Raw genomic sequence first — 22,561 nt, forward strand, 5'->3', positions numbered from 1 at the left:
GGTTATCGACGGGACGGAAGGACGTCTCGAACCGGATACAGGTCTTCACGGATGCCCGCGCCGTCACAGTCGTCGTTCGGACACTGGTAGTGCCACCCGTCGTCCGTCGCGGCGTCGGCATCGAAACGCTCCCCACACACCTGGCAGAACAGTCGGTCGAGGTCCCCCGACCGTGTTCTGCTTGCAAGTTCAGGCTGCATACGCGTATATTCGCAGTCATCAATGAAAGAACCTACGTTTTTCCGGTGACACGTGTGAGACCCCCTATCGTTGGGAGAATTTCCCACCGTCGGGTGACATGCATGATACCGGGTTACCGTGCAGTTAGCGAGCGGTTTAGTGGCTGGCACCCATGGGACCGTGTATGGAGAAGCAGACCCTGACCTGCCTATGTGAGCTACCGCCGAGCGCGAAGCTCGTGTTCAAAGTGTTGGAGTACAGCGGCGCCCACACGCAGAAGGAAATCGTGAAGCGGTCACGACTCTCGGCGCGGACGGTCAGGAGCGCACTGGAGAACCTGACGGAGATCGGTGCCGTCACCGAGGAGGTGTACATCCCCGACGCCCGACAGCGGCTCTACCGACTGGATGATACGGGCAACTGGGAGCAAGTGAACTGCTTGAACGAAGTGCCGGTGTAGGACCGGAACGTAGCGGTACGGAACCGAACTGATCGAACCCCTTCTACGCGGACGTATCGACACGCGTCGTCCAGCGCGGCGACCCGCCAGCCAACAGCCAGAGGCCGGTGCCGAGGAGCGACAGCGGCGCGACGACCAACAGTAACCACCCGCCGAGACCGGCGTCCGCCGTCAGCGCTCCGGCGATGAGAACGAACGCGACGAACGGCGTCGCCAGCAGGAGGAGGGCGATGAGGAGGATACGCCGAAGGGGAAGTTCCTCCGCGGGTTCAGTTGTGGGAGACATACCGGAGATCCGTCGTCAGAATTCATATTTATTCCGGGAAGTTTTTCGAGCTACGACGACGCGGAGAACTCGACGACCTCGATGCCGGACGTTTCGAAGTCGTTCATGGCGGCGAGGCGGTCGGGAACCTCGGCCAGAGAAACGGTGTTCGTCACGAGTTTGCCGGGCGTGAGCGTGTCCCGTTCCAGCATGCGAAGCAGTTCGTCATAGCGGGACGGCGGCATCCCGCGCGACCCCAAAAACGTGATTTCGCGCATCGTCATCGCGTCGGTCGGGAGGGAGACCTCGCCGCGTTCCGCGTCCGTCGTCAACCCGAGTTGGACGTGTTGACCGCGCGGACGGAGGCAGTCGATGGAACTCCGACACGTTTCAGCGATGCCGAGCGCGTCGATGGAGACGTCGGCCCCGCCGAGACGCGCCTGAATCGTCGTCGGAACGTCGGTCTCGGCGTCGGCGAGCACCGTCTCGTCCGCGCCGAGGTCCCGCGCGCGGTCGAGTTTGTCGGCGTCCAAATCCACCGCGAGGACGTTCGCGCCGAGCGCGTCGGCGACGTGAACCGCCGAGAGGCCGACGCCGCCACAGCCGTGAACCGCGACCCAATCGCCCGGCGTCAGGTCGGCGCGGTGGGCGAGCGCGTGGTACGCCGTGACGAACCGACAGCCCAACCCGGCCATCTCGACCGGCGAGACGGATTCGGGGAGGTGCACCGCGTTGTAGTCGGCGTAGGGAACGTGGACCCGTTCCGCGAACGCACCCGGCGCGGCCTCCTCGAACCCGAGGGCGATGCCGTTTTCACAGACGTTGCCGTGGCCGTTTTGGCAGTACTCGCAGTGGCCCCGACCGAGGTTGAACGGGACCGCGATTCGGTCCCCCTCGTCGATGTCCCGGACCTGCTCGCCGACCGCGACGACCCGCCCGGCGGGTTCGTGACCGAGGATTTGTCCGATCGGAACTTGGTCGTCGGCCCACTCGCCGTGGCCCTGCCACGCGTGCCAGTCGCTTCGACAGATGCCACAGGCTTCGGTTTCGATGACGACGCCGTGCGGGTCGGGCGTCGGTTCCGGCACCTCCTCGATGGAAAGCGGTTCGCCGTACTCGCGCAACACAGCGGCTTTCATACCCGAGGGTCGGCCCTCGTCGGCTTAAAACGGCGGGAGGGGGCAAACGGGAGGACGCGAATCACGGTTGGAACTTTTAGGGTCGCTCACCGTACATCGGATATGAACCCTCGACTCCGGCGCGTCGTCTCTTTAGGGCGGGACATCGTGCGGGAAGTGCACGAGGAGAACATCAAATTCATGGCGGGGAGCATCGCCTACCACTCCTTCGTCTCCCTGCTTCCCGTGCTCCTGTTGTTGACGCTCATCGTCTCTGCGGTCGGGAGCGAAACCCTCGCGAGGCGATTGGTACAGGACATCGGGTCCTATCTCCCGGCGAGCGCCAACATCTTCCTGCAAAACGCGATTTCGGGGGCACCGTCACCCGGCGACTCGCTCGTCGTCGTCGTGGTGCTCCTCTGGGGCACGTTTCGGATCTTCCGGGCGCTCGACGCGGCGTTCGCGGACATCTACGACGTCGAGCGAAAGACCTCGTTCAGGGACGAACTGGAGGACGGCGTGGTCGTCCTCGTGGCACTCGTCCTCGTGGTCGTCACCATCGGCGTGACCAGCGCGACGATTTCGACGCCACAGCGGGTGCCCTTCGACGAGTATCTGGCCGAAGGGGTGTCGATACTCGTCCTCGGCATCGCGTTCCTCCCGATGTACTACGTGTTTCCGAACATCGACGTCGGAATCGGAGAAATCCTCCCCGGCGTCGCCATCGCGGCCGTCGGTTGGCAGGTCCTCCACTCGGTGTTTCACATGTACGCACAAGTCTCGGCGTACAACACCAGCCTGTACGGAACCGTCGGAAAGATCCTCCTCGTCATCGTCTGGCTCTACGTCGGCAGCATCGTCATCCTATTCGGCGCGGCGGTCAACGCGGTCCTCGCCGGACGGACGGGAGACGCCGCCGAAAGCGACCGCGAACGCGACTCGGCGGACGTGAAACCGACAGAGGAGAAGGGTACGGTGGGGGACGAGACAGTGGAGGGCGGCGGGGTTGCGAGCGAGGCGGGAGCGAACGGTACGAGGGCGAGTGAAACAGTGGCGAACGGGGGAGAAGCAGTGGCGAGCGGAGGAATAAAGAACGAACAGGAGTTCCGGGAGGTGTTACACCGGCTTACCAGACAGGCGCGTGAGGACGGCCTTTCGAAGAACGAGATTCAACGAGGGTTACGGCGGGAAATCACGAAGACGAGGCGCAGCGGGGAGTAGGGAACCGGCACAACTGTTTTGCTCATTCGTCACGATACGTACTCGATACGGGGGAAAGGGGTATGCCAGACAAACCACATCAGAACCTAGCGATCATCGGTCACGTCGACCACGGAAAATCCACCTTAGTCGGACGACTCCTCTTCGAGACGGGGAGCGTCCCGGAACACGTCATCGAACAGCACAAACAGGAAGCCGAAGAGAAGGGGAAGGGCGGCTTCGAGTTCGCCTACGTGATGGACAACCTCGCCGAGGAGCGCGAACGAGGCGTCACCATCGACATCGCCCATCAGGAGTTCGACACCGACGAGTACTACTTCACCATCGTCGATACGCCGGGCCACCGCGACTTCGTGAAGAACATGATAACGGGCGCGAGTCAGGCGGACAACGCCGTCCTCGTCGTCGCCGCGGACGACGGCGTTCAACCACAGACGCAAGAACACGTCTTCCTCGCGCGCACCTTGGGCATCAACGAACTCATCGTCGCGGTGAACAAGATGGACGCCGCGGATTACAGCGAGGACCGTTACCGCGAGGTCGTAGACGAGGTGAAGGGGCTGTTGAATCAGGTTCGGTTCGACACCGAGGACGCCTCGTTCATCCCGATTTCGGCGCTCGCGGGGGACAACATCGTGGACCACAGCGACGAGATGTCGTGGTACGACGGGGAAACCGTCCTCGAAGCGCTCAACGACCTGCCGATGCCGGAGCCGCCGACCGATGCACCGCTTCGGTTGCCGATTCAGGACGTGTACACGATTTCGGGCATCGGGACCGTCCCGGTCGGACGCGTCGAGACGGGCATGTTGAACATCGGCGATTCGGTGTCCTTCCAACCGAGCGACGTGACCGGCGAGGTCAAAACCATCGAGATGCACCACGAGGAAGTTCCGGAAGCGGGACCGGGGGATAACGTCGGGTTCAACGTCCGCGGGGTCGGCAAAAACGACATCCGACGCGGGGACGTCGCGGGTCCGGCGGACGACCCGCCGAAGGTGGCGGACACCTTCACGGCCCAAATCGTCGTGATGCAACACCCGTCGGTCATCACCGCGGGCTACACGCCGGTCTTCCACGCGCACACCGCGCAGGACGCCTGCACCATCGAGTCCATCGACCAGAAGATAGACCCGGCCAGCGGCGAAGTCGTCGAGGAGAATCCCGACTACATCCAGAGCGGTGACGCCGCCGTCGTCACCGTCAGACCGCAGAAACCGCTGTCCATCGAACCGTCGTCGGAGATTCCCGAACTCGGCAGTTTCGCGGTGCGCGACATGGGCCAGACCATCGCGGCGGGGCGGGTGCTGGAAGTGAACGAGAAGTAGCGGGCGTCGGCCCGAATCGCTGTTTTTGGCGGGATGAAGTCCGGTGAGTGTACGGAAGATGGTGAAACAGACCGGAGCGGCGCGGATGCGTCGCTCCGGTCCGCACAGTGTCGGGTAGAAAACGAAGAACAGGGGAAGAAGGAGAGAAAACGGCGACGGTGAGAACCGGAGAGCATTGAGCAAGATATTCATATTATTCCGGTTAGAAAAGTTCATTTGCATTGTTTTTAGCAAATTGGGAAATCATTGGCAGAGCTTATCGCCCGATATCACCACAAGAACTAAATAGTAATCGCGCCGTTGTAACATGTGTTATGGCATACCAAACAGGAGGGAACGAATAGGATTCAAAGAACGACCCGAGAAAGACCACGGCTTTGCGCCTGTCAAAATCTACAGCTCTGTGTCTCTGGTTCGGTGCATCTCCCGATGCATCTTCCAATTCAGGTCTACCGGTTTTCGGAAATACGACTCCAGTCGAACGTCCGTTGAACCCGACAACGGTGCGGTTTCCCGGACCGACGCGCTTTTTCATACGGGACTGCTACGGAGGGTGTGCAATGGCTTCACGAGGATGAACGGACGAGCAATCCGTTCGGAATGCAACCACCCTGCCAGTGTAACGTCACACACGACGGGGACTGTGCAGTGTTCGGCTACGGCGACGCGAACGCGGACTTCCACCTCATCGGCGACCATCCGGGGGAACACGGCGGCATCGAGTCGAACGTGCCGTTTACCGGCGGCCCCGCCGGGGAGACGCTACAGCCGGTGTTGAACGAGGTCGGCTTCCTCGGCGACGTGTACAGCGACCGGCCGACCATCGCGAACCTGTTCATGAGCTACCTTCACATGTGCGGGCTGCCCGACGGTCGGCAACCGACGCCGCGAGAGTACGACGACATGGAGCGGTTTTTCGACGCCGAACTCAGGGCTATCGCGGCACACGTCCTGCTTCCGGTCGGTCGAACGGCGACCGAACACGTCTTCTGGGAGTTCACGGCGCAAGCCGAAAAACACGGAATCGGCGACGGACGGGACGGCCCGGACATGGCGGCGCTCCACGCCGAGGAGATCAAAGGACGGGGCTTCCTCGTCGTCCCGGTTCGTGACCCGCGCGAGTGGGGGCCGAACGACGGCGACCGCCTTAGGGAGCGGTTGAACGGAATCCTGTCCTCGGACTACCAGCAGACGGTCGATTTGGGCCGCTTCATGCCGGACGCCGATCCGTACGAGGTTCGGTGACGGCGCGAACGAGTCCGACCACGATTCCCGCGACGAACTCGACCGCGAGCAGCGCGACGGGGAGCACGATGAACGAAGCGGCGAGAAAGCCGAGCGCGATGCCGCCGATGATGGCGGCGCGTTTCCAGCGCGATTCCGGGCGTTCGAACTCCATGTGACGGGAACGTCGAGCGAGCGGGTAAAACGCGGTGAGCGTTCGGCCGGTAAGGAGAGATTACCACGAAAATCGGCTCATGGGAACGGGCCGGTCCACTCGTCCAGACAGTCCTCGCTACAGAAGTGAAGCGTCACGTTCTCCGTTTGGTTGGCGGTGACGCTGTGTCGAACGACCACTGTCGGGTGGTACTCCGAGAGGTTGACGAGTTTGCCGCAGTTGGCACAGGACGTGAATTCATCGTCCGAGTGGGTGGGACCGGGCATAGAGTCACCACGACCCGAAAACGCGTAAACGTATGGTCTAGCCGCCGAGTTCGCGTCCGCTCGCTCCGGGGTCCGTCTCCCGCTCGACGGAAATTGTGTTTTCGACCGCTTCGCGCACGTCCTGTTCGAGGACCGAGAACGCCATCGCGCGGACGAACACCTCGTAATCGGCGTGCGTCTCGCTCTCGTCCTCGGCGACGATTTCGGTCACCATCTCGATTTCGGGGTCCTGCCCGGAGAGTTCACAGACGCGAAGCGACACGTCACGATTCCAGAGGTTGCCGATACACTCGCCGACCGACCGGTACAGGGCGGAGCGCATACTCATCCCGGAACCGACCCGTTCCCGAACCTTGCCCGCGAGTCGGTGCACGACTCGCCTGTACTCCCGGGCGTCGAAGTTCTCCATCGTCGTGGAAAGCTTCCATTTCGAGATATTAAAACCCCGACCACGGCTTCACCGACTAAACGAAAATAGTCGGAGATGGGAAACTACCAACGAGCGGCCAGAAGATAAATCATACCTTTATCATCGTCGTAGACCCAATACCTTTTTAAAATCAACGAGAGATATTGAACTACATGGCACGCGAGCAACGAAACGACCGATTACCGAGACGACCGACGGTCTCGGTGCGAAGTAACGACGAGAATCCCAGACCGGGCGCTCGAAATCGAGTGGAAAGCGACGCATACCAAGGGACGAAACGATGAGCGTCAGTTCCGACTCGACCGCGGGAGATGGATTCGAACACCACACGGAGGAGTCCGTCGAACCGCTCTCCCGCGACAAGATATTTCATATTCTCCAGACACAGCGACGTCGGGACGCGCTTCGGTTCCTGAAGGAAATCGGCGGCACGGTCGAGATGCGCGACCTCGCGGAGCAGGTCGCGGCGTGGGAAAACGACACGACCGTGCAGGCGCTCACCTCGGACGAACGCCAGCGCGTGTACATCGCGCTGTACCAATCCCACCTGCCGAAGCTCGAAAGCGAGGGAATCATCCGCTACAACAAGAGCCGCGGCATCGTCGAACGCGGACCGCTGGCCGACCAGTTCGACCCGTATCTCGACACCGCGGACGAATCCGCCTACGAAGTCGAAACGGAAGACGACGAGTCGAGCGACGACGAAACTCCGTGGTTGCGCTACTACCGAGTTGCCACCGCGGTCGGAATCGCCGTCGTGGCGGCGGCGTGGCTCGGCGTCCCACCCGTTTCCTTCGTTCCGAACCTCATTTGGGACGTCCTCATCGTCGCGTCGTTTACGGCGCTGTCACTCGCCCAACTCCTCACGAGCGACGAGTAACGAGTACCGCTCCGACGTTCGACACGCCGACGGACGCCACTCGTTATCGGGAGAAATATAAAAAATATAATGAGTGGTGACGCTCGAAAACAGGTGTGAACCGAATTCGACTCGAAAACTCGGAGTTCGAGGGAGAAAACAGCGTTTACCTCCTCGGTACCGATACCGATGCTCCCACGACACTCATCGACACGAGCGTGCGAAAGCCCGAAACGCTCGATTCGTTGGAGTCGGGATTGGCCGACTACGGCTGTTCAGTCGGCGACGTGGACCGCGTGCTCATCACTCATTGGCACACCGACCACGCCGGACTCGCGGGAACCGTCCAAGCGCGAAGCGACGCCACCGTCTTCGTCCACGAGGACGACGCGGCGCTCGTCGCCCAGGACGAGACGGCGTGGGACGCCATCGAAACGCGCCAACAGCGCCTCCTCGACGAGTGGGGCCTCCCCGAGCACATCCAGGACCCGGTGTTCCAGCACGCGCGGAAGATCGGTCGCCTCGACGGTCCCGAACCGACCGTCGAACCGTTTTTCGCGGGCGACCGGTTCGATTGCGGCGACGTCGAACTCGAAGCCGTCCACCTCCCCGGCCACACCGCCGGTCTCGCAGGATTCGCCTTCGACGGCGACTCCGGCCGCGAACTCTTCTGCGGTGACGCCCTCCTCGGAAACTACACGCCCAACGTCGGCGGCGCGGACGTCCGCCTCGAAAACCCGCTCACGGCGTACCTCGATACGCTCTCGCACGTCGTTGGGGAGTCCTACGACCGCGCGTGGCCCGGCCACGGCGACCCGTTCGATCCGACGGAGCGCGCCCGCGAGATTCGCGACCACCACCGCGACCGCGCCGGTGACGTCATCGACGTGCTGGAACGACACGGCCCGACCGACCCGTGGACCGTGGGTTCCCACCTGTTCGGCGACCTCGACGGCATCCACCTCCTCCACGGCCCTGGCGAATCCTACGCTCACCTCCGACACCTCGCGGAATCGGGATACGTCGAACGCGTCGGCGACGAGTACGAACTGGTCGAGCAACCCGATTTGGACGCGCTCTTTGCGGAGCGGGTCGAAGCGGACCCGTAATCACGAGTTCGCGTCTCGAGTCCGGGAAACGGATGTTTGGTGCTTGATGGCAGTTTTCGGATAGTCCAGTCACGGTCGCTACGAACGACCGATGGTTGTCGAGTGATTGCATCGCTACGAGGTGAGTTTGTTTTAACTGAGAGTGTACCACTGAAGTGAAAACTTCGAAAGCCCGCGCCTCGCCAGCGCGCGCCGGACTGGAAATTCGAATGCACGAAGCAGTACGAACGCGCGAAACACGCAAAACGGAAATTCGAATTTGCGGGCTCGAAAAGGTCGAAATAGTTCCGAGTCGGGAGAATAGCGGTGGAGTCGCATCAAGGGAGGTGTCGAGCGAACACGTCGTCGTGGAGCGTCTCGCAGGCGTAATCGAGAATCGCCTCCAGGTTTTGCGTGTCGTACTGGTTGTACCGGACGAGGATGTCGAGGGCGTCCTCGTCGCCCGCTTCGTACTGATGCCAGAGTCGAACCGCGTCCTCGCCGCCGATGTCCATGCCGCCGCGACTGATGTCGAGGTCGGACTCCACCGCGCTGAGGCCGCCGGTGAGACCGAGGCGCTTGCAGACGTACATCAAATCGACGTGGGGCGTGTCGAGCGACAGGTCGAATTCGTGTTCAAGGAACGGCTGGTCGAAGCGTTTGCCGTTGAACGAGACTATCAGGTCCGACTCGCCGAGTTCGCGCCGAAGGGCATCCGCGGTCAAATCGTCGCCGCGAACGAGCGTCTTCGTCTCGCCGTCGCGGTGGAGGCTGACCGTGGTGACGACGCTGGAGTGGTGGCTCAGCCCGGTCGTCTCGATGTCGAAAAAGCAGGTGGAAGAACGGAAGTTCTCGTACAACCGCCACCCCTCGCCGCTGGGGAAGGCGGACGCGAAAAATGCGGAGTTTCCGTCGTCCAAGTGCTCGCTCGCGGTGGCGATGAACGACTCGATTCGGTCGCCGGTGGCGTCCCCGACGTGCAACGGATCGAACTCGTCCCAATGTGTGACGCCGTTTCGCCACAGTTTCCGTTCCGTCTTCTCGCCCACCCCGCGGACGGGAATGAAACTGTTCTCGATTCGCATCGACCGAAGGATACCACGAGAGCGTTAAATGCATTGTCTCTCGCGGACGAAAACCGTCAGTTCCGTGAATGAAACCATGGCCGAAGCTTACTCGGCGCTGAGCATGCCGCGAATCGTCGCGCGCAAGTCCGCGGTATCGACCGGCTTTTCGAGGATGGAGCGAACCCCGCGACTGATGGCTTCGCGCCGGAGGTGCGGCGGCGTCTCGGGCGTGAGAACGACCATCGGAACCCCGCGTTCGTTGAGGTCGTCACACCGTTTCCAGAGGTCTGCGGTGTACCCCTCCGTATCGAGGACCGCGACGGCTATCGACGCCCCGTCTCGGAGCACGCTGTCGAACTCCTCGACGGACGTGACGGGGGTCGCCTCACAACCCTCTTCGGAAACGAGGTCCGCGAGGAGCGAGAGGTTGCGCTCGTTCTTACTCAGGACGAGCACGGATGATGAAGCGGTCATTCATCGTCGAGGTCCGGCGCGGATTCGACCCACTCGGGAGCGCCCGAGAGAACGCCACGAAGCCCGGTGAGCGGTTCGCCGACTTCGACGCCGTGTTCGGTGATGCGGAACTCGCGGAGGGTGCGCTCGAAATCGCTGGTTCGTTTCTTCAGCACGCCGATGGCCTTGCGCATCTCGCCGGAGATTTCGAGGTGGCGAAGGAAGACGAGGGTGTCGGCGAGATAACTGATACCGGCCTCGGTCGCGCGGAATTCACCGGTCACGGTGCCGATTTCGTCCACGAGGATGACGGTGACGCCCATACTCTTCAGGTAGCGCGAGAGGGTGTGGAGCTTTCGGACCAGCGTCTCGTTGTCCTCGCTTCGGACCGACAGCTTGTACCCCTGTAGACCGTCTATCATCACGATGCTGATGTCGTTGTCCTCCACTTCGTGGCGCACCTTTCTGGCGAACTCCAGCGCCGAGTGGTCGAGGGGTTCGACCTCTTCGACCGAAAGCGTCCCTTCCGCCATCATCTCGCCGACCGGGATGCCGATGGATTTGTTCCGTTGCATGAACGTCTCGGTCGATTCCTCGAACATGTAGATTATCGACCGCTCGCCGCGATTCGCGGCCTCCTTCATGAACTGCGTTCCGGCCGTCGTCTTCCCGACGCCGGTCGGACCGCTGATGACGGACACCGTGCCGCGCTCGATACCGCCGTGCAGCAGTTCGTCGATTTCGGGGACGCCCGACGGGATGGGTTCGGCGACGTATTCGCCGTCGGACTTGCTCGTCGTGAGTTGGGGATAGACGGCGAGACCGCCCGCCTCGATTCGCATCGAATGTCTGCCTTCCCGGATAGACGACCCGCGAAACTTCGGCACGCTGATGGTGCGACCGCGTTCCGAGCGTTCGAGTTCGATAGTACCGTCCGTCATGTACTGGAGGTCGTCGTCCGGCGAGTTCGCAGTGTTTTCCGACGTGACGAGAACGGTCGCGCCCTGCTCTTTCAGGTAGCGCATGAACGCGATGACCTGCTTTCGGAACTGGTACTCACCCGAGGTCAGGTGTCGGAGTTTCGTGAGGGGGTCGATGAACACCCGATCCGGCTGTATGGTTTCGACGCGCTCGGTTATCGCCTGCGTGAGCGGTTCCTGTTCGACTTCGCTCGGAGAGAAGATATCGTAGGACTGGTCGTCGACGAACACGTCCGAGTCGGGACTCAAATCGAGGAAGTGCACGTCGTCGAGGTCGATACCCAGTGTCGCCGCATTCTGTCGGATTTCCGATTTCGATTCCTCCAAATTGACGAACAACACCGTCTCGCCAGCGTCGAGACTCGCGGTGAGATAGTTGATGCCGAGAATCGTCTTCCCCGTTCCCGGATCGCCTCGAACAAGATAGCTCCGCCCTGGAATGAGTCCGCCGTGTACTATCTCGTCCAGTCCGGACACACCGGTCGATATCCGCTTCGGTGGACTGAGAGTCATACCCTAGTACATAATCGCCGGAACACACATATATCTCTATTGGGCGTAAAAACAACGAATCGCAAGGGAGCAACGGTCCGATTCGGGCGAAAATAGGGAGCGGACCGGGACATGACTATTCCAAGAATGTATATGGAAAAGAATAGTTTCGGAGGTGGAACCGTATGGCAGGAAACGAACACTTACTCGGGACCGTCAGGGGGTAAGCACCGGCAGCCGTTCGATTGGCAACAAATAACAAAGAGAGAGAGGGACCTAGCGACGCCATCGCGTGAGCCGCTCGTCCACCGACCCTGACGGGGTGAGCGACACGCAGGTGAAAATACGATGCCCGACGCAGACACCGACAAATATCCGGAAGAGTCCTCGCGCCGACGGTTCGTGAAAGGAGTCGTCGGCAGTGCGGCGTTGGCCGGTATCGGGACGGGAACGGCGGCGATGATGAAAACCGCGACGTCGCCCTCCGGAGCGGGTGGCGGGACCGTCGAATACTACGGCGTCGAAAACATCGCCGGACCCGCACCGCGGGGGATGCCCCAAATTCCGGTCGAACTCGATAGCAACGGCGACCTGAAAGGCGTGTGGCCCGAGGTGAAGCAGGTCGAACGAAGCGGCAACACCGTCACCATCGCCGAGCAACAGATGGGGGGAATCACGTACTCCTCCCAGTGGTTCCAGTACTGTGGCGTCCAGACGTATCCCGGCATCAAACCGGACGCGGAACAGGACAACTACTTCCGCTACACGTCCTCGCAGTACACGTGGCAATCCGAATCGGTTTCCGCGGGGGATAAGGTCAACATCGACGACTTCGACGACTACAGGACGTGGGGGAACGACATCGGAAAATCCGGCCTCGGGAAACCCGCCTCCGCGACGTGGCGGTCACAGGACGTGGAAGCGAGCGGGACGATTCCCGTCCAGATAATCAGGAGCGCGGCGATAGAGGAGGAGGCGAATAACAACCAGTGGTTACAGGCGAGCACGCAGGAGGGGTTCATCGCCATCCTCGACAAGTGTACCCACTTCTGTTGTGTGCCGCTATTCAAGGCCGACCCGGGGAGCGCGAAGTTCAACGCGCAAAACGACATCTACTGTCCGTGCCACCAGTCCGTCTACGACCCGTATTCCATCGAACGGCTCTCGTTCGTCGCCCTCCCGCGGCCGACGGATTCGTCGGGCGGGTAGGAGGTGACTAGCGGTTCCAGAGTAGAGCGATTCCGGAGTACCGGTTCCCGATTACCGCTCCTCGACCGGCTGCCACTCCCGATTTTCCCCGCCGACGTAGGCGGAGCGCGGCCGGATGATACGGTTGTCGTCGAGCTGTTCCAGACAGTGTGCGGTCCATCCGCCGACGCGGGCGATGGCGAACGTCGTCGTGAACAGTTCCGACGGAATCCCGATGCCGTGGAGGAGGACGGCCGTGTAGAATTCGACGTTCGTCGCCAGACTGAGGTCGGGCCTGCGTTCCGCGAGCAGGTCGGTCGTGGTCGTTTCGACCGTCTTCGCCGTCTCGAGGAACGCGCGTTCGCCGCCCGACTCGTAGAAGGATTCGGCGGCCGACGAAAGCACGGCGGCCCGCGGGTCGCGGACGTCGTAGACCCGGTGGCCGAAGCCCATGATTCGCTCTCCTTCATCGAGTTTGTCCTCGACGTAGCCCGCCGCGTCGCCCGAGTCGTGGACATCGAGGAGCATGTCGAGAACCGGGCCGGGCGCGCCCCCGTGGAGCGGTCCCTTGAGCGCGCCGACCGCGCCCGTAACTGCCGACACGAGGTCTGTCTCCGTCGAGACGATGGCTCGTCCGCTGAACGTCGAGGCGTTGAGGCCGTGGTCCACGACGGAGTTGAGGTAGGTTTCGAGGCCGCGCGTCTCGGCGTCGGTCGGTTCCTCCCCGGTGAGCATGTAGAGGTAGTTCACGGCGTGAGAGAGGTCGCCGTCGGGGGCGACCGGTTCGTTCCCGCTTCGGAGTCGCCAGTAGGCCGCCACGATGGTCGGCAGTTGCGCGAGGAGGAGGCGGGCTTCGTCCTCGGGACCGTCCGTTTCGTGGCCGAGCGTCGCAGCCGCGACGCCCATCCGAAGCGCGTCCATCGGGTCGGCGTCGTCCGCCGCGGCCGCCCGGAGCAAGTCCAGCGTCGCATCCGAGAGGTCGCGGTACGCGGCGAGGTCGGCGCGGAAGGACGCCAACTCCCCGGCGGTCGGCAGGCGGTCGTTCCACAGGAGGAAGACCGTCTCCTCGAACGTCGCGTGCTCGGCGAGCTCCGCGAGCGGATACCCGGCGATGACCAGTTCACCGGCGTCGCCGTCGATGTAGCTGCGTCGAGTTTCCGCGACGATGACGTTCTCCAATCCCTCGTCGATAGTCTGGTCGGTCATGCTTCGAACGAACTACGAACGCCGGAGCATATATACACCCTATATTTCCTATTACGAATATAAATTCGTGAAAATCGTGGAGCGTTCGGAAACCGCTCAGTCGGCCGCGACGGACGCGTGCGATTCGAACGGGTCGGAAACGGAGCGGAAGAGGAGGACCGACCCGACGGCGGCGACCCCGAAAACCGAGAGCGCCACGAGCGGCGTCGTGGCGTTTGCGACCGCACCACCGGTCGTCCGGGCGAGGAAGAAGAGGAGGCCGTGAATCATCGAGACGCCGCTGAGCGTCGTCGCGCGGCCGTGTGATTTCACCCGGTCGTTGAGGAACGCGCTCTTGAGCGTCGCCGAAACGGTGTTCGAACTCCGAGAGAGGAGGAACGCCGGAAGGGCGACGACCGGGACGACGCTGGCACCGAGGAGCGCACACGCGAGCAGAACAGGGCCGAGCGTGAACCAGCCGTCGATTCCGAACCGGTCGCCGATTTTCGCGGCGACGGAGGACCCGGTCGCGGCGGCGAGCATCAGCCCCGCGTATAGGCCGCCGAGCGTTGCGGGGGTGAACCCGACCGAGAGTGCGACCGGTTGGACGAACACCTCGACGGTCTCGGGAACGGCGAGGACGACGCCCGAGAGGAACACGAACGACCGAACACGGCGGTTCGAGACGACGCGGGAGAGCGCGGCGCGAGCGTCGGCGAGCGAAAAGCCCTCGTTCGAACTGCTGACCGTCGGTTCGGGGAGCGTGAGGATGACGAGCGACCCGAGACCAGTCAGGGTCGCCGCGGCGAGAAACGGCAGCGGTGCCCACTGTTCGTACAGCACGCCCCCGGCGAGTGCGGTCATCGCGGCGGCCGCGTAGAAGGTCGCGCCGCTCCGGCCGTGGACACGGGTGAACGAATCGGTTTCGCCGTGGTCGGCGAGGGTGTCGTACAACCACGCGTCCGTGGTCCCCGACCGGAACGTCGCGGAGATACCCCAGAAACACCAGAGCGCGACGAACGCCGCGAGGGAATCGGCGAACGCGAATCCGAGATGGGTCAGCGAGATGAGGACCGAACCGAGGGCGAGGCCGTTCCGGCGACCGATTCTGTCGCCGAGATAGCCGGTCGGTACCTCGCCGAGGAGCGTTCCGACGAAGAACGACCCGGCGGCGAAGCCCACGCCCGCGAGGTCGAGACCTTGTGCGAGGGCGTGGACGGTGAGGATTGGGTAGACGAACCCCTCCGAGGTGAGTCCCCGATAGAGATAGAATCGGCGAATGGATCGGTCAACGGAGGTCATCGGAGAGGTCGGAGAGACGGTACGTTCGAGAGACGGTGCGAATCCGACGGACGAGTCTGGGTGGTCGAATCATGTGTTCCGGTCGTCACTGGAGCGTTCGTAGACCGTGGGACACAGCGCGACGGGAAAAGCGTTCGTTGAAGTCGATTTCAGTTGTATTTCTGTCGTTTTCGAGAGAAAAACGACCCGCTGAAATCCCCCGCCGTGGTACGTATCCCGTGAACGAGGGACGCATCGACGCGGCGGTGTGGGACGCCTTCCAACTGCTCGCGAACGAAACGCGATTGAAAATCCTGTACGCGCTCTGGAACGCGCCCGAGTGGACGGCGACGTTCACGGAGTTAAAGGAGGCGGTGGGAATGCGCGACAGCGGGCAGTTTCAGTACCACCTGAACGAACTCAGCGGGACGTTCGTCCGGAAAACCGACGGCGGCTACACGCACCTCGCCGGTGGTATCGCCCTCTATCGGGCGATGCTCGGGAGCGTCACCGGACCGGAATCGGTGGCCTCGATTCCGCTCGATACGACGTGTTCGACCTGCGGCGTGCCGCTCATGCTACAATACGAGCATCAAGTGTTCGACGCACGCTGTCCCGACTGCGAGGAAACGGCATCGAACGCGCCGTTTCTCCGGGGCGGTCTGGAAAACAGGTCGAACGAGGACCGGGCGACGGCGTTCGACGCGTGGACGCGACGACTGGTGGCCCTCCTCCGCGATGGCGTCTGTCCGTGGTGTGCGAGCACCGTGACGCACGACTTTTCGGCGGTGGAAGGCGACGGAACGGGGTCGGAGGGTGACGAAATTCACATCACGCACACCTGCGACCGATGCGGTGGCTTCCTCCGGACCACGCCCGTGGAGAACGTCATCGACCACCCCGCGGTGGTCGCGTTCTGCTACGACCGCGGACTCGACGGCACAGCGATACCGCATTGGGAGGCAGCGGAGTACGCCGCCGAGGAAACACGACTCGTCTCGGACGACCCGGTGGAAGTACGGATAACGATTCGACTGGCGGGCGACGAACTGACGCTCTCGCTGGACGAGGAGATGCGGGTTCGAGACGTCGAGGGATGAAGCATTCGATGGAGAAAAGCGTCGTTTGAGGCGTCAGTTAGTAGGATTTCTGGAAAGCTTTCCGGACATATTTCTGAAAAGCTTTCTGGATCGATTTTGGAGAAGACGGCCAGCAGGCGGACGGCAGTACGTCGAAGCGCCTTGCGAGCGGGCCAAAGGAACGGTCGGGGCGCGGTCGAGACGGTATCGACGAACCTGCCGACCGAACCGGAAGGAACGTGGGGGAACCCCACTCCTAAGGCCGAGAGAACCCAATCCGCTGGCATGAACATGCTCGTGGACGGCGAGTGGCGGACGGACGCGTACGAGAGTACGAACGAGGAGGGCGAGTTCGAGCGGCAAACGACGTCGTTCCGCGAGTGGGTCGAGGACGACCCGGAGAGCGAGTTCCCGGCGGAGTCGGAGCGCTACCACCTGTACGTCTCATACGCCTGCCCGTGGGCGCACCGGACGCTCCTCGCGCGGTCGCTGAAGGGACTCGAAGACCACGTCTCGGTGTCGGTCGTGGACCCGCACCGGCAGAACGACGGCTGGGAGTTCTCGCCCGACCGACTTGGCTGTACGGCGGACAGCGCGAACGGGGCGGAGTACCTCCGCGAAGTGTACGTGAAGGCCGACCCCGAGTTCACCGGACGCGTGACGGTGCCCGTCCTCTGGGACGAGGAGCGCGAGACCATCGTCAACAACGAGTCGGCGGAGATCATGCGGATGTTCGACACCGCGTTCGACGACGTTGCGGACCGCGACGTGACCCTCTACCCCGAGGCGTACCGCGACGAGGTGGACGAGACCATCGAGGACATCTACGACCCCATCAACAACGGCGTGTACCGTGCGGGCTTCGCGGAGACCCAGACCGCCTACGAAGCCGCCGTATCCGACCTGTTCGAGGCGCTCGACCGCTGGGAGGATGTACTCGCCAACCGACGCTACCTCTGCGGGCCGGATCTGACTGAGGCCGACCTCTGCCTGTTCACGACGCTCGTGCGCTTCGACGCGGTGTACGCGACGCACTTCAAATGCAACGTCCGCCGAATCGCGGACTACCCGAACCTCTGGAACTACCTGAAGGAGTTGACACAGCTACCCGACGTCGCCGAGACGATTCGGATGGACCACATCAAGGAACACTACTACCGAAGCCACGCGGACATCAACCCGGCCGGAATCGTCCCCGTCGGCCCGGACCTCGACTTCGATGCCGACCACGACCGCGAGCGGTTAGCGGGCGGCCCGCCGAACGAGATTCGACGGTGAAACCCCCAGAATTCATAGATAACCATCGTTGGAAAAGTATGAAGTAACTAATCATCTTACTTCTGGGGGTGCGCGAGAATACATTCGACATCACGAGGCGGAGCGCGCTGGCACTCTTGGGAGCAGGTGCGGCCGGGGCGATGACGGCCCCCATCGCGGCGGGCGAGCGACCGACCGGCGGCATCGACGCCCACTGGACGACGGGCGAGAAGTACGGCGTCGGCACCGTCGCCGACCACGATTCCGACGACCCCTCGCGGGTATGGTTCACCCTCACCGAGGGAGCGTTGACCGAGGCGCGGTTCCCGCGAATCGACTACATCAACCTCCGAACGCTCGATTTCGTCGTGGCGGACCCGGCGGACGGCTACGTCGCCCGCTCGTTCAACGTCTCCCGATTGGACGACGACGAGGAGGGCATCGAGCGGACGACCGAGATGGCGGACGACGATTCGCTCACCTTCCGGCAGACGATAACCGCGACCGACGGCCGGGACTGGAAACTCGTCGTGGAGTACGCGGTGCATCCCGACCGCGACGCGTTCCTCGCCGACGTGAAATTCGACGGCGGGGGCGCGAAGTACGACGTGTACGCCCTCGCCGACACGGCGTTCTCGAACAGCGGGATGGACGACGTTGCACACGCCGAGGAGGATGGCGGCGAGTCCTACCTGTCCGGCCACGATACGACCGACAACGACGGGAACGCCGTCATCCTCGACGCGAACGGGAACCCCTACAACGTCGCCGGGGCGCTCGCCGCGGACGGCGGCTTCGGCTGGACGACGGTCGACGTCGTGGGCGGCGACAGCCTCTCGCCGCTACTCACGAGCGGAACGGTCGGAACGAGCTACGACGAGGCGGCCGGAAACGTCGCACTCGTCGGGCGACTCAAGCGGAAGACGGACGGAGTGAACGCGACCGTCGCGTTCGGCTTCGCCGAGAACGCGGACGAAACGAGCGCGTACGAGGAGGCGAAAGCGGCACTCTCCTCGCCGTTCGGGAAGGTCCGCGCGCGCTACGCGAAGTCGTGGCGCGAGTATCTGAAGGGCGTCACCGTCCCGAAAAGCGTTCGTGGGGACGGGGAGCTTCGACGGCAGTTCGACGCCAGCGCGATGGCGCTGAAAGCCGCCGAGTCGAAGCGGTTCCGCGGTGCGGGCGTCGCCAGTCCGAGCGTCCCGTGGGGCGACGCCGTAGTTGCGAACGAACCGTCCGACTACGGTTACAACTTCGTCTGGTCGCGCGACCTCTATCAGGCGTTCACCGCGCTCTCGGCCATGGGCGACGTGGAGAGCGCCGTCGCCGCCGTCGAGTACCTGTACGAGTATCAGCAGGACGACGCGGGCTTTCTCCCGCAGAACACGTTCCTCGACGGCCGGACGCGCTGGGGCGGCGAGCAGATGGACAACATCTCGTTCCCCCAAATCATGGCGTATCAACTGCGCGAACGCCACGACATCGGGTTCGACGAGGTGAGCTACGACTACGAGAACGTCCGCCTCTCGGCGGATTACGTCGTCGGTCACGGACCCGCCACCGGACAGGAGCGCTGGGAGGAGGAATCCGGCTACTCGCCGAGCACGACGGCCGCCGAAATCGCCGGACTCGCCTGCGCCGCCGCAATCGCCGACGAGGAGGGCGAGGACGCCGACGCGCTCGTCTACCTCGCGCTGGCCGACCGCTGGCAGGCGAAGACGGAAGCGTGGATGGCGACGGCGACGGGCACCGAGGAGCACACGCGGACGCCGTACTACTTCCGCATCAACGACGACACGGACCCAGACGACGGCGCGCCGCGGAGCATCAACAACGGCGGGCCGACGCTGGACGAGCGGAACGTCATCGACGCGGGCTTCCTCGAACTCGTCCGCCTCGGCGTCAAGCCGTGGGACGACCCGACGATTCGGAACTCGCTCGCCGTCGTGGACGACACCATCAAGGTCGAGACGCCGCACGGTCCGGCGTTCTACCGCTACAACGACGACGGCTACGGCGAGCAGGGTGAAAACGCGAGCGACGACTACCGCGAGGGCGGCCCGTGGTCGCTCGACAACGAGGGACAGGGTCGCCTCTGGCCCATCTTCACCGGCGAGCGCGGCGAGTACGAACTCCTCGCGGGATGTGAGCGCGAGTACGACCCCGCATCCCTCCTCACGACGATGGCCGGATTCGCCAACTCCGGTCGGATGATTGCCGAGCAAGTCTGGGACCGACCCGATTCGACCGCCTACGGATGGGAGTTCGGCGAGGGAACCGGCTCCGCGACCCCGCTGTCGTGGAGCATGGCGCAGTTCGTCCGACTGGCATACGGCGTCGAGGCCGGAAAACCGGTCGAGACGCCCGCGTTCGTCGAGGGCCGCTACGCGGACGGCGAGGTCCCCGACGGACCGACCCTCTCGGTCGAGTTCCCGTCGTCGCCGGTCACGCAACGGACCGTCACGGTCTCGGGAGAAACGGACGGCGCGACGGTCGTCGTGAAGACGCCGAGCCAGACCATCGTGCGCGACGGCGGCGCGTTCAGCGTCGATGTCGAGGTCGGTGACGGCGAGAGCGGCATCACGGTCGCGGCCGCAACCGACGGCGATTCCCTCGTGGAGACGGGAACGACCGTGCGCCGGAAGACGGTGGCGTACGTCGACGTCGGCGACGAGGTTGCGACGTGGGACGACCCGGCGGGCGACGACGCGGGGCCGGGGTCCTACACCTACCCGACCTCGGGCGAGTTCGCGGACGGCGCGTTCGACATCGACTCGTTCGGCGTCTACGAAACCGACGACGCCTATCAGCTCCTGCTCCGGCTCGCGGGCGAGTTGACGAACCCGTGGGGCGGCAACGAGCTATCCTTGCAGACGATTCAGGTGTACCTCCGCGACCCCGATGCCTCGGGCGGGACGACGGACGCCCGCGAGGGCGTCAACGCGACCTTCGAAGCGCCGTACCAGTACCGCGTCATCGCGGAAGGGTTCGTTCCGGCGCGCGTCGAAGCGGGAGACGGGAGCGAGCTCACGCGCGACGTGACGATAACGGGCTACGAGTCGGTCGATGCGGTCAAAGTCGAACTGTCGAAGTCCACCCTCGACGGCGATTTGACCGACATGCAACTCGTGCCGCTCCTCCTCGGACAGGACGGCTACAATCCGGGACGGATTCGCCCCGTCGCGGAGACGGCGGACGGCTACACATTCGGCGGCGGCCGCGACGATTCAATGAACCCGAACGTTATCGACCTCGTGACGCCCGAGGGAGTGAATCAGTCGGACGCCCTCGCCTACTCCGCCGACGAACTGGCGACGATTCCGTACCTGTCGCTGTAACGACTCGACGTCGATTCGGTCGCGTTTCGCTCCCCCAGCACGGTGACGACCGAGCGGTCCGTGCGGGAGAGGGTGGCGGTGACGGCGGAATCGTCGCGGACCACGCGACTGTCCGCGACTCTCGACCAGTCGCCGTCGTACCGCCACAGTCGAAGCGTCGCCTCGTCCACGCCAGCGGCCGCGACGGCGGGGGGGTCGTACCCCACTCGAAGGTCGAGCGTCGAATCGGACGACGTTCCGCTGACCACGAACGACCGGCCGACGGGCGCGCGATTCGGCGGGGGCTCCGGCCGGTCGGTCGAGTCGAGGGCGACGTTCCGCCCCGCGAAGGACAGTCGCGTGCCGTCGAACGAGACGTTGCGTGCGTCGAGGGACGAACCGCGTTCGGCGAACACGGTCCAGTTCTCGTTTTTCGCCGCCGTCACGTCGCGGAGGCGGGCGGCGGAGTCGTTGAGATAGAACCCCGAACTCGTCGCGCCGGGGATGGAGGCGCTGCCCGCCGAGCGTGCGACCGTCGTGTTCGAAATTCGGGCCCGAGAAGTCCCGACCAGTCCGACGCCGACGAATCCGCTTCCGGTGACGGTGCTGTCGGTCACCGCCGCGTCGGTCGAATCCAGGAAGTTGACGCCGACGAGTTCGTCGGTCGTCGTGGCGTTGTCCAGCGTGGTCCGTCGGGATTCGACGACGCTCACGCCGAGCAGACCCGAACTGGCGTTCACGTCGGCGACGGTCGCGTTCGTGCTGTTTTCCACCCCGAATCCGACGCGGTTCGAGATGGCGAACGAGCGGACGAACGTGCTGGCGCTCGCGTTGTCGGCGAAGAACGCGACGTTGTTCCCGGCGGCCACGCCCCCGCGGACGGTTCCGTTCGTCCCGCCGAGGAGGAACCCGACTTCGTTCGGCTGCCCGACGCTATCGACGACGAGGGAACCGGTCGAACGGACGGACGCGAATCCGGCGACGTTGCGCGATAGGTCCGCATCGAGGACGCGCGTGTCGGTGCTGTCGGCGACGAAGATTCCCGCGGACTCGGAGGGGCCCGGGAACGGGCGACGTTGAGGGTTCACGTTGGTCGTCGCCGTGACGTTCGTCAGGTCGGTTCCGGTCGCGTCGGCGAGGCGCACGCCGGACAGGTCGTTATCGACGACGCGAACGTTCCGAACCGTTCCGTCGGTCGTCCCCGCGAACCCGACGCCGACTTCCCAATCGGTCGCCGTCAGGTTCCGAACGGTGACGTTCCGCGCGTCGCGGACGGACAGACCGGTGTTTCCGCTGTTTCCGGCGCTCCGTCCGTCGGTTTTGCGCCCGTCGATGACGTGGCCGCGACCGTCGAGCGTCACGTCGTCGGCGCGGACGTCGATGCAGGATTCCGCCGTCTCGGTTCGGACGTCGGACGCGAGGACGTAGTGGCCGGGCGTCGAAATCGTCGTACAGGAGTCGATGGACGTACTCGACGCGTCGGGGGCGTCTCCGAACGCCGGAACGGACGCACAGACCAGCGAAACGGCGATCAGCAGGACGGACAACCGAACGAGTCGTGACGAACGCGCGCGGCGTGACTGTCGCATGTCCCCCGGCACGGGCGGCCAGTGCTTTGTTATTCGCCGGAAGCGACGTCGTAACGGCGAAA

General features: G+C 63.7%; 22 protein-coding genes. 10 read left to right on the plus strand and 12 right to left on the minus strand.

Annotation, left to right across the window (positions count from 1 at the left end):
- Positions 1-2 precede the first annotated feature (2 nt).
- Complete coding sequence (locus V5735_RS18230) at positions 3-200, minus strand: hypothetical protein (RefSeq protein WP_018129055.1); 198 nt, start codon at positions 198-200, stop codon at positions 3-5.
- 164 nt (positions 201-364) lie between these two features.
- Between V5735_RS18230 and V5735_RS18235 the strand changes: the two genes are divergently transcribed.
- A complete protein-coding gene (locus V5735_RS18235) occupies positions 365-640 on the plus strand; it encodes a MarR family transcriptional regulator (RefSeq protein ID WP_423746184.1) in 276 nt (91 codons plus the stop codon).
- 43 nt (positions 641-683) lie between these two features.
- Here V5735_RS18235 and V5735_RS18240 read toward each other — a convergent pair whose 3' ends face one another.
- Together V5735_RS18240 and V5735_RS18245 are read right to left on the minus strand one after the other, a co-directional pair.
- Positions 684-926, minus strand: a complete 243-nt coding sequence (locus tag V5735_RS18240) for a hypothetical protein (RefSeq protein WP_423746185.1) — start codon at positions 924-926, stop codon at positions 684-686.
- A gap of 50 nt (positions 927-976) precedes the next feature.
- Positions 977-2,044, minus strand: coding sequence for a zinc-dependent alcohol dehydrogenase family protein (locus V5735_RS18245; protein ID WP_423746186.1), 1,068 nt, complete (start codon positions 2,042-2,044; stop codon positions 977-979).
- A 102-nt stretch (positions 2,045-2,146) separates the two neighbouring features.
- Here V5735_RS18245 and V5735_RS18250 point away from each other — a divergent pair, with 102 nt between their 5' ends.
- The 3 genes from V5735_RS18250 to V5735_RS18260 all read left to right on the plus strand — a co-directional run bounded on the left by V5735_RS18250 (position 2,147) and on the right by V5735_RS18260 (position 5,817).
- Complete coding sequence (locus V5735_RS18250; protein WP_423746187.1) at positions 2,147-3,244, plus strand: YihY/virulence factor BrkB family protein; 1,098 nt, start codon at positions 2,147-2,149, stop codon at positions 3,242-3,244.
- A gap of 62 nt (positions 3,245-3,306) precedes the next feature.
- Positions 3,307-4,572: a translation elongation factor EF-1 subunit alpha gene (gene tuf / locus V5735_RS18255; protein WP_423746188.1), complete on the plus strand. Its 1,266-nt coding sequence runs from the start codon at positions 3,307-3,309 to the stop codon at positions 4,570-4,572.
- Between the two features lie 600 nt (positions 4,573-5,172).
- The gene (locus tag V5735_RS18260) at positions 5,173-5,817 is read left to right on the plus strand and encodes a uracil-DNA glycosylase family protein (protein WP_423746394.1); all 645 of its coding nucleotides are present in this window, start codon (positions 5,173-5,175) and stop codon (positions 5,815-5,817) included.
- Here V5735_RS18260 and V5735_RS18265 read toward each other — a convergent pair.
- The 3 genes from V5735_RS18265 to V5735_RS18275 form a co-directional block, all read right to left on the minus strand.
- Entirely contained in the window at positions 5,783-5,971 is a 189-nt protein-coding gene (locus V5735_RS18265) for a hypothetical protein (protein ID WP_423746189.1), read from the minus strand. The two genes, V5735_RS18260 and V5735_RS18265, sit on opposite strands and share 35 nt — an antisense overlap.
- Positions 5,972-6,048: 77 nt before the next feature.
- Entirely contained in the window at positions 6,049-6,237 is a 189-nt protein-coding gene (locus V5735_RS18270; protein ID WP_423746190.1) for a DUF7576 family protein, read from the minus strand.
- Positions 6,238-6,274: 37 nt separating this feature from the next.
- A complete protein-coding gene (locus V5735_RS18275) occupies positions 6,275-6,646 on the minus strand; it encodes a hypothetical protein (protein ID WP_423746191.1) in 372 nt (123 codons plus the stop codon).
- Positions 6,647-6,947: 301 nt separating this feature from the next.
- Between V5735_RS18275 and V5735_RS18280 the strand changes: the two genes are divergently transcribed.
- Together V5735_RS18280 and V5735_RS18285 are read left to right on the plus strand one after the other, a co-directional pair.
- Complete coding sequence (locus tag V5735_RS18280) at positions 6,948-7,547, plus strand: DUF7344 domain-containing protein (RefSeq protein WP_423746192.1); 600 nt, start codon at positions 6,948-6,950, stop codon at positions 7,545-7,547.
- A 95-nt stretch (positions 7,548-7,642) separates the two neighbouring features.
- Positions 7,643-8,635, plus strand: a complete 993-nt coding sequence (locus V5735_RS18285; RefSeq protein ID WP_423746193.1) for an MBL fold metallo-hydrolase — start codon at positions 7,643-7,645, stop codon at positions 8,633-8,635.
- Positions 8,636-8,952: 317 nt separating this feature from the next.
- Here the strand turns inward: V5735_RS18285 and V5735_RS18290 are convergent, their stop codons facing one another.
- From V5735_RS18290 to V5735_RS18300, 3 genes are all read right to left on the minus strand, one after another.
- Entirely contained in the window at positions 8,953-9,699 is a 747-nt protein-coding gene (locus tag V5735_RS18290) for a ribonuclease H-like domain-containing protein (RefSeq protein ID WP_423746194.1), read from the minus strand.
- An 87-nt stretch (positions 9,700-9,786) separates the two neighbouring features.
- Positions 9,787-10,155: a response regulator gene (locus V5735_RS18295; protein ID WP_423746195.1), complete on the minus strand. Its 369-nt coding sequence runs from the start codon at positions 10,153-10,155 to the stop codon at positions 9,787-9,789.
- Positions 10,152-11,627 (minus strand): ATPase domain-containing protein, encoded by a 1,476-nt coding sequence (locus V5735_RS18300; RefSeq protein WP_423746196.1) that lies wholly within the window; start codon positions 11,625-11,627, stop codon positions 10,152-10,154. The genes V5735_RS18295 and V5735_RS18300 overlap by 4 nt, the downstream gene beginning before the upstream one ends.
- Before the next feature lie 327 nt (positions 11,628-11,954).
- Between V5735_RS18300 and V5735_RS18305 the strand changes: the two genes are divergently transcribed.
- On the plus strand, positions 11,955-12,815 hold the full coding sequence (locus V5735_RS18305; RefSeq protein ID WP_423746197.1) for a ubiquinol-cytochrome c reductase iron-sulfur subunit: 861 nt from the start codon (positions 11,955-11,957) through the stop codon (positions 12,813-12,815).
- A gap of 51 nt (positions 12,816-12,866) precedes the next feature.
- On the opposite strand, the gene V5735_RS18310 is transcribed toward V5735_RS18305, so the two are convergent.
- Complete coding sequence (locus V5735_RS18310) at positions 12,867-14,000, minus strand: citrate synthase (RefSeq protein ID WP_423746198.1); 1,134 nt, start codon at positions 13,998-14,000, stop codon at positions 12,867-12,869.
- 96 nt (positions 14,001-14,096) lie between these two features.
- The gene (locus tag V5735_RS18315) at positions 14,097-15,281 is read right to left on the minus strand and encodes an MFS transporter (RefSeq protein WP_423746199.1); all 1,185 of its coding nucleotides are present in this window, start codon (positions 15,279-15,281) and stop codon (positions 14,097-14,099) included.
- 218 nt (positions 15,282-15,499) lie between these two features.
- On the opposite strand from V5735_RS18315, the gene V5735_RS18320 reads away from it, so the two are divergent.
- The 3 genes from V5735_RS18320 (at position 15,500) to V5735_RS18330 (ending at position 20,931) form a co-directional block, all read left to right on the plus strand.
- Positions 15,500-16,360: a DUF7351 domain-containing protein gene (locus tag V5735_RS18320; RefSeq protein WP_423746200.1), complete on the plus strand. Its 861-nt coding sequence runs from the start codon at positions 15,500-15,502 to the stop codon at positions 16,358-16,360.
- Between the two features lie 264 nt (positions 16,361-16,624).
- The gene (locus V5735_RS18325; RefSeq protein ID WP_423746395.1) at positions 16,625-17,617 is read left to right on the plus strand and encodes a glutathione S-transferase family protein; all 993 of its coding nucleotides are present in this window, start codon (positions 16,625-16,627) and stop codon (positions 17,615-17,617) included.
- Positions 17,618-17,685: 68 nt separating this feature from the next.
- The gene (locus V5735_RS18330) at positions 17,686-20,931 is read left to right on the plus strand and encodes a glucodextranase DOMON-like domain-containing protein (RefSeq protein ID WP_423746201.1); all 3,246 of its coding nucleotides are present in this window, start codon (positions 17,686-17,688) and stop codon (positions 20,929-20,931) included.
- Here V5735_RS18330 and V5735_RS18335 read toward each other — a convergent pair.
- Complete coding sequence (locus V5735_RS18335; RefSeq protein ID WP_423746202.1) at positions 20,886-22,499, minus strand: right-handed parallel beta-helix repeat-containing protein; 1,614 nt, start codon at positions 22,497-22,499, stop codon at positions 20,886-20,888. The genes V5735_RS18330 and V5735_RS18335 overlap by 46 nt on opposite strands.
- Positions 22,500-22,561 lie beyond the last annotated feature (62 nt).

The sequence above is a fragment of the Haladaptatus sp. SPP-AMP-3 genome, from assembly GCF_049568665.1.
GTDB classification, from domain to species: domain Archaea; phylum Halobacteriota; class Halobacteria; order Halobacteriales; family Haladaptataceae; genus Haladaptatus; species Haladaptatus paucihalophilus.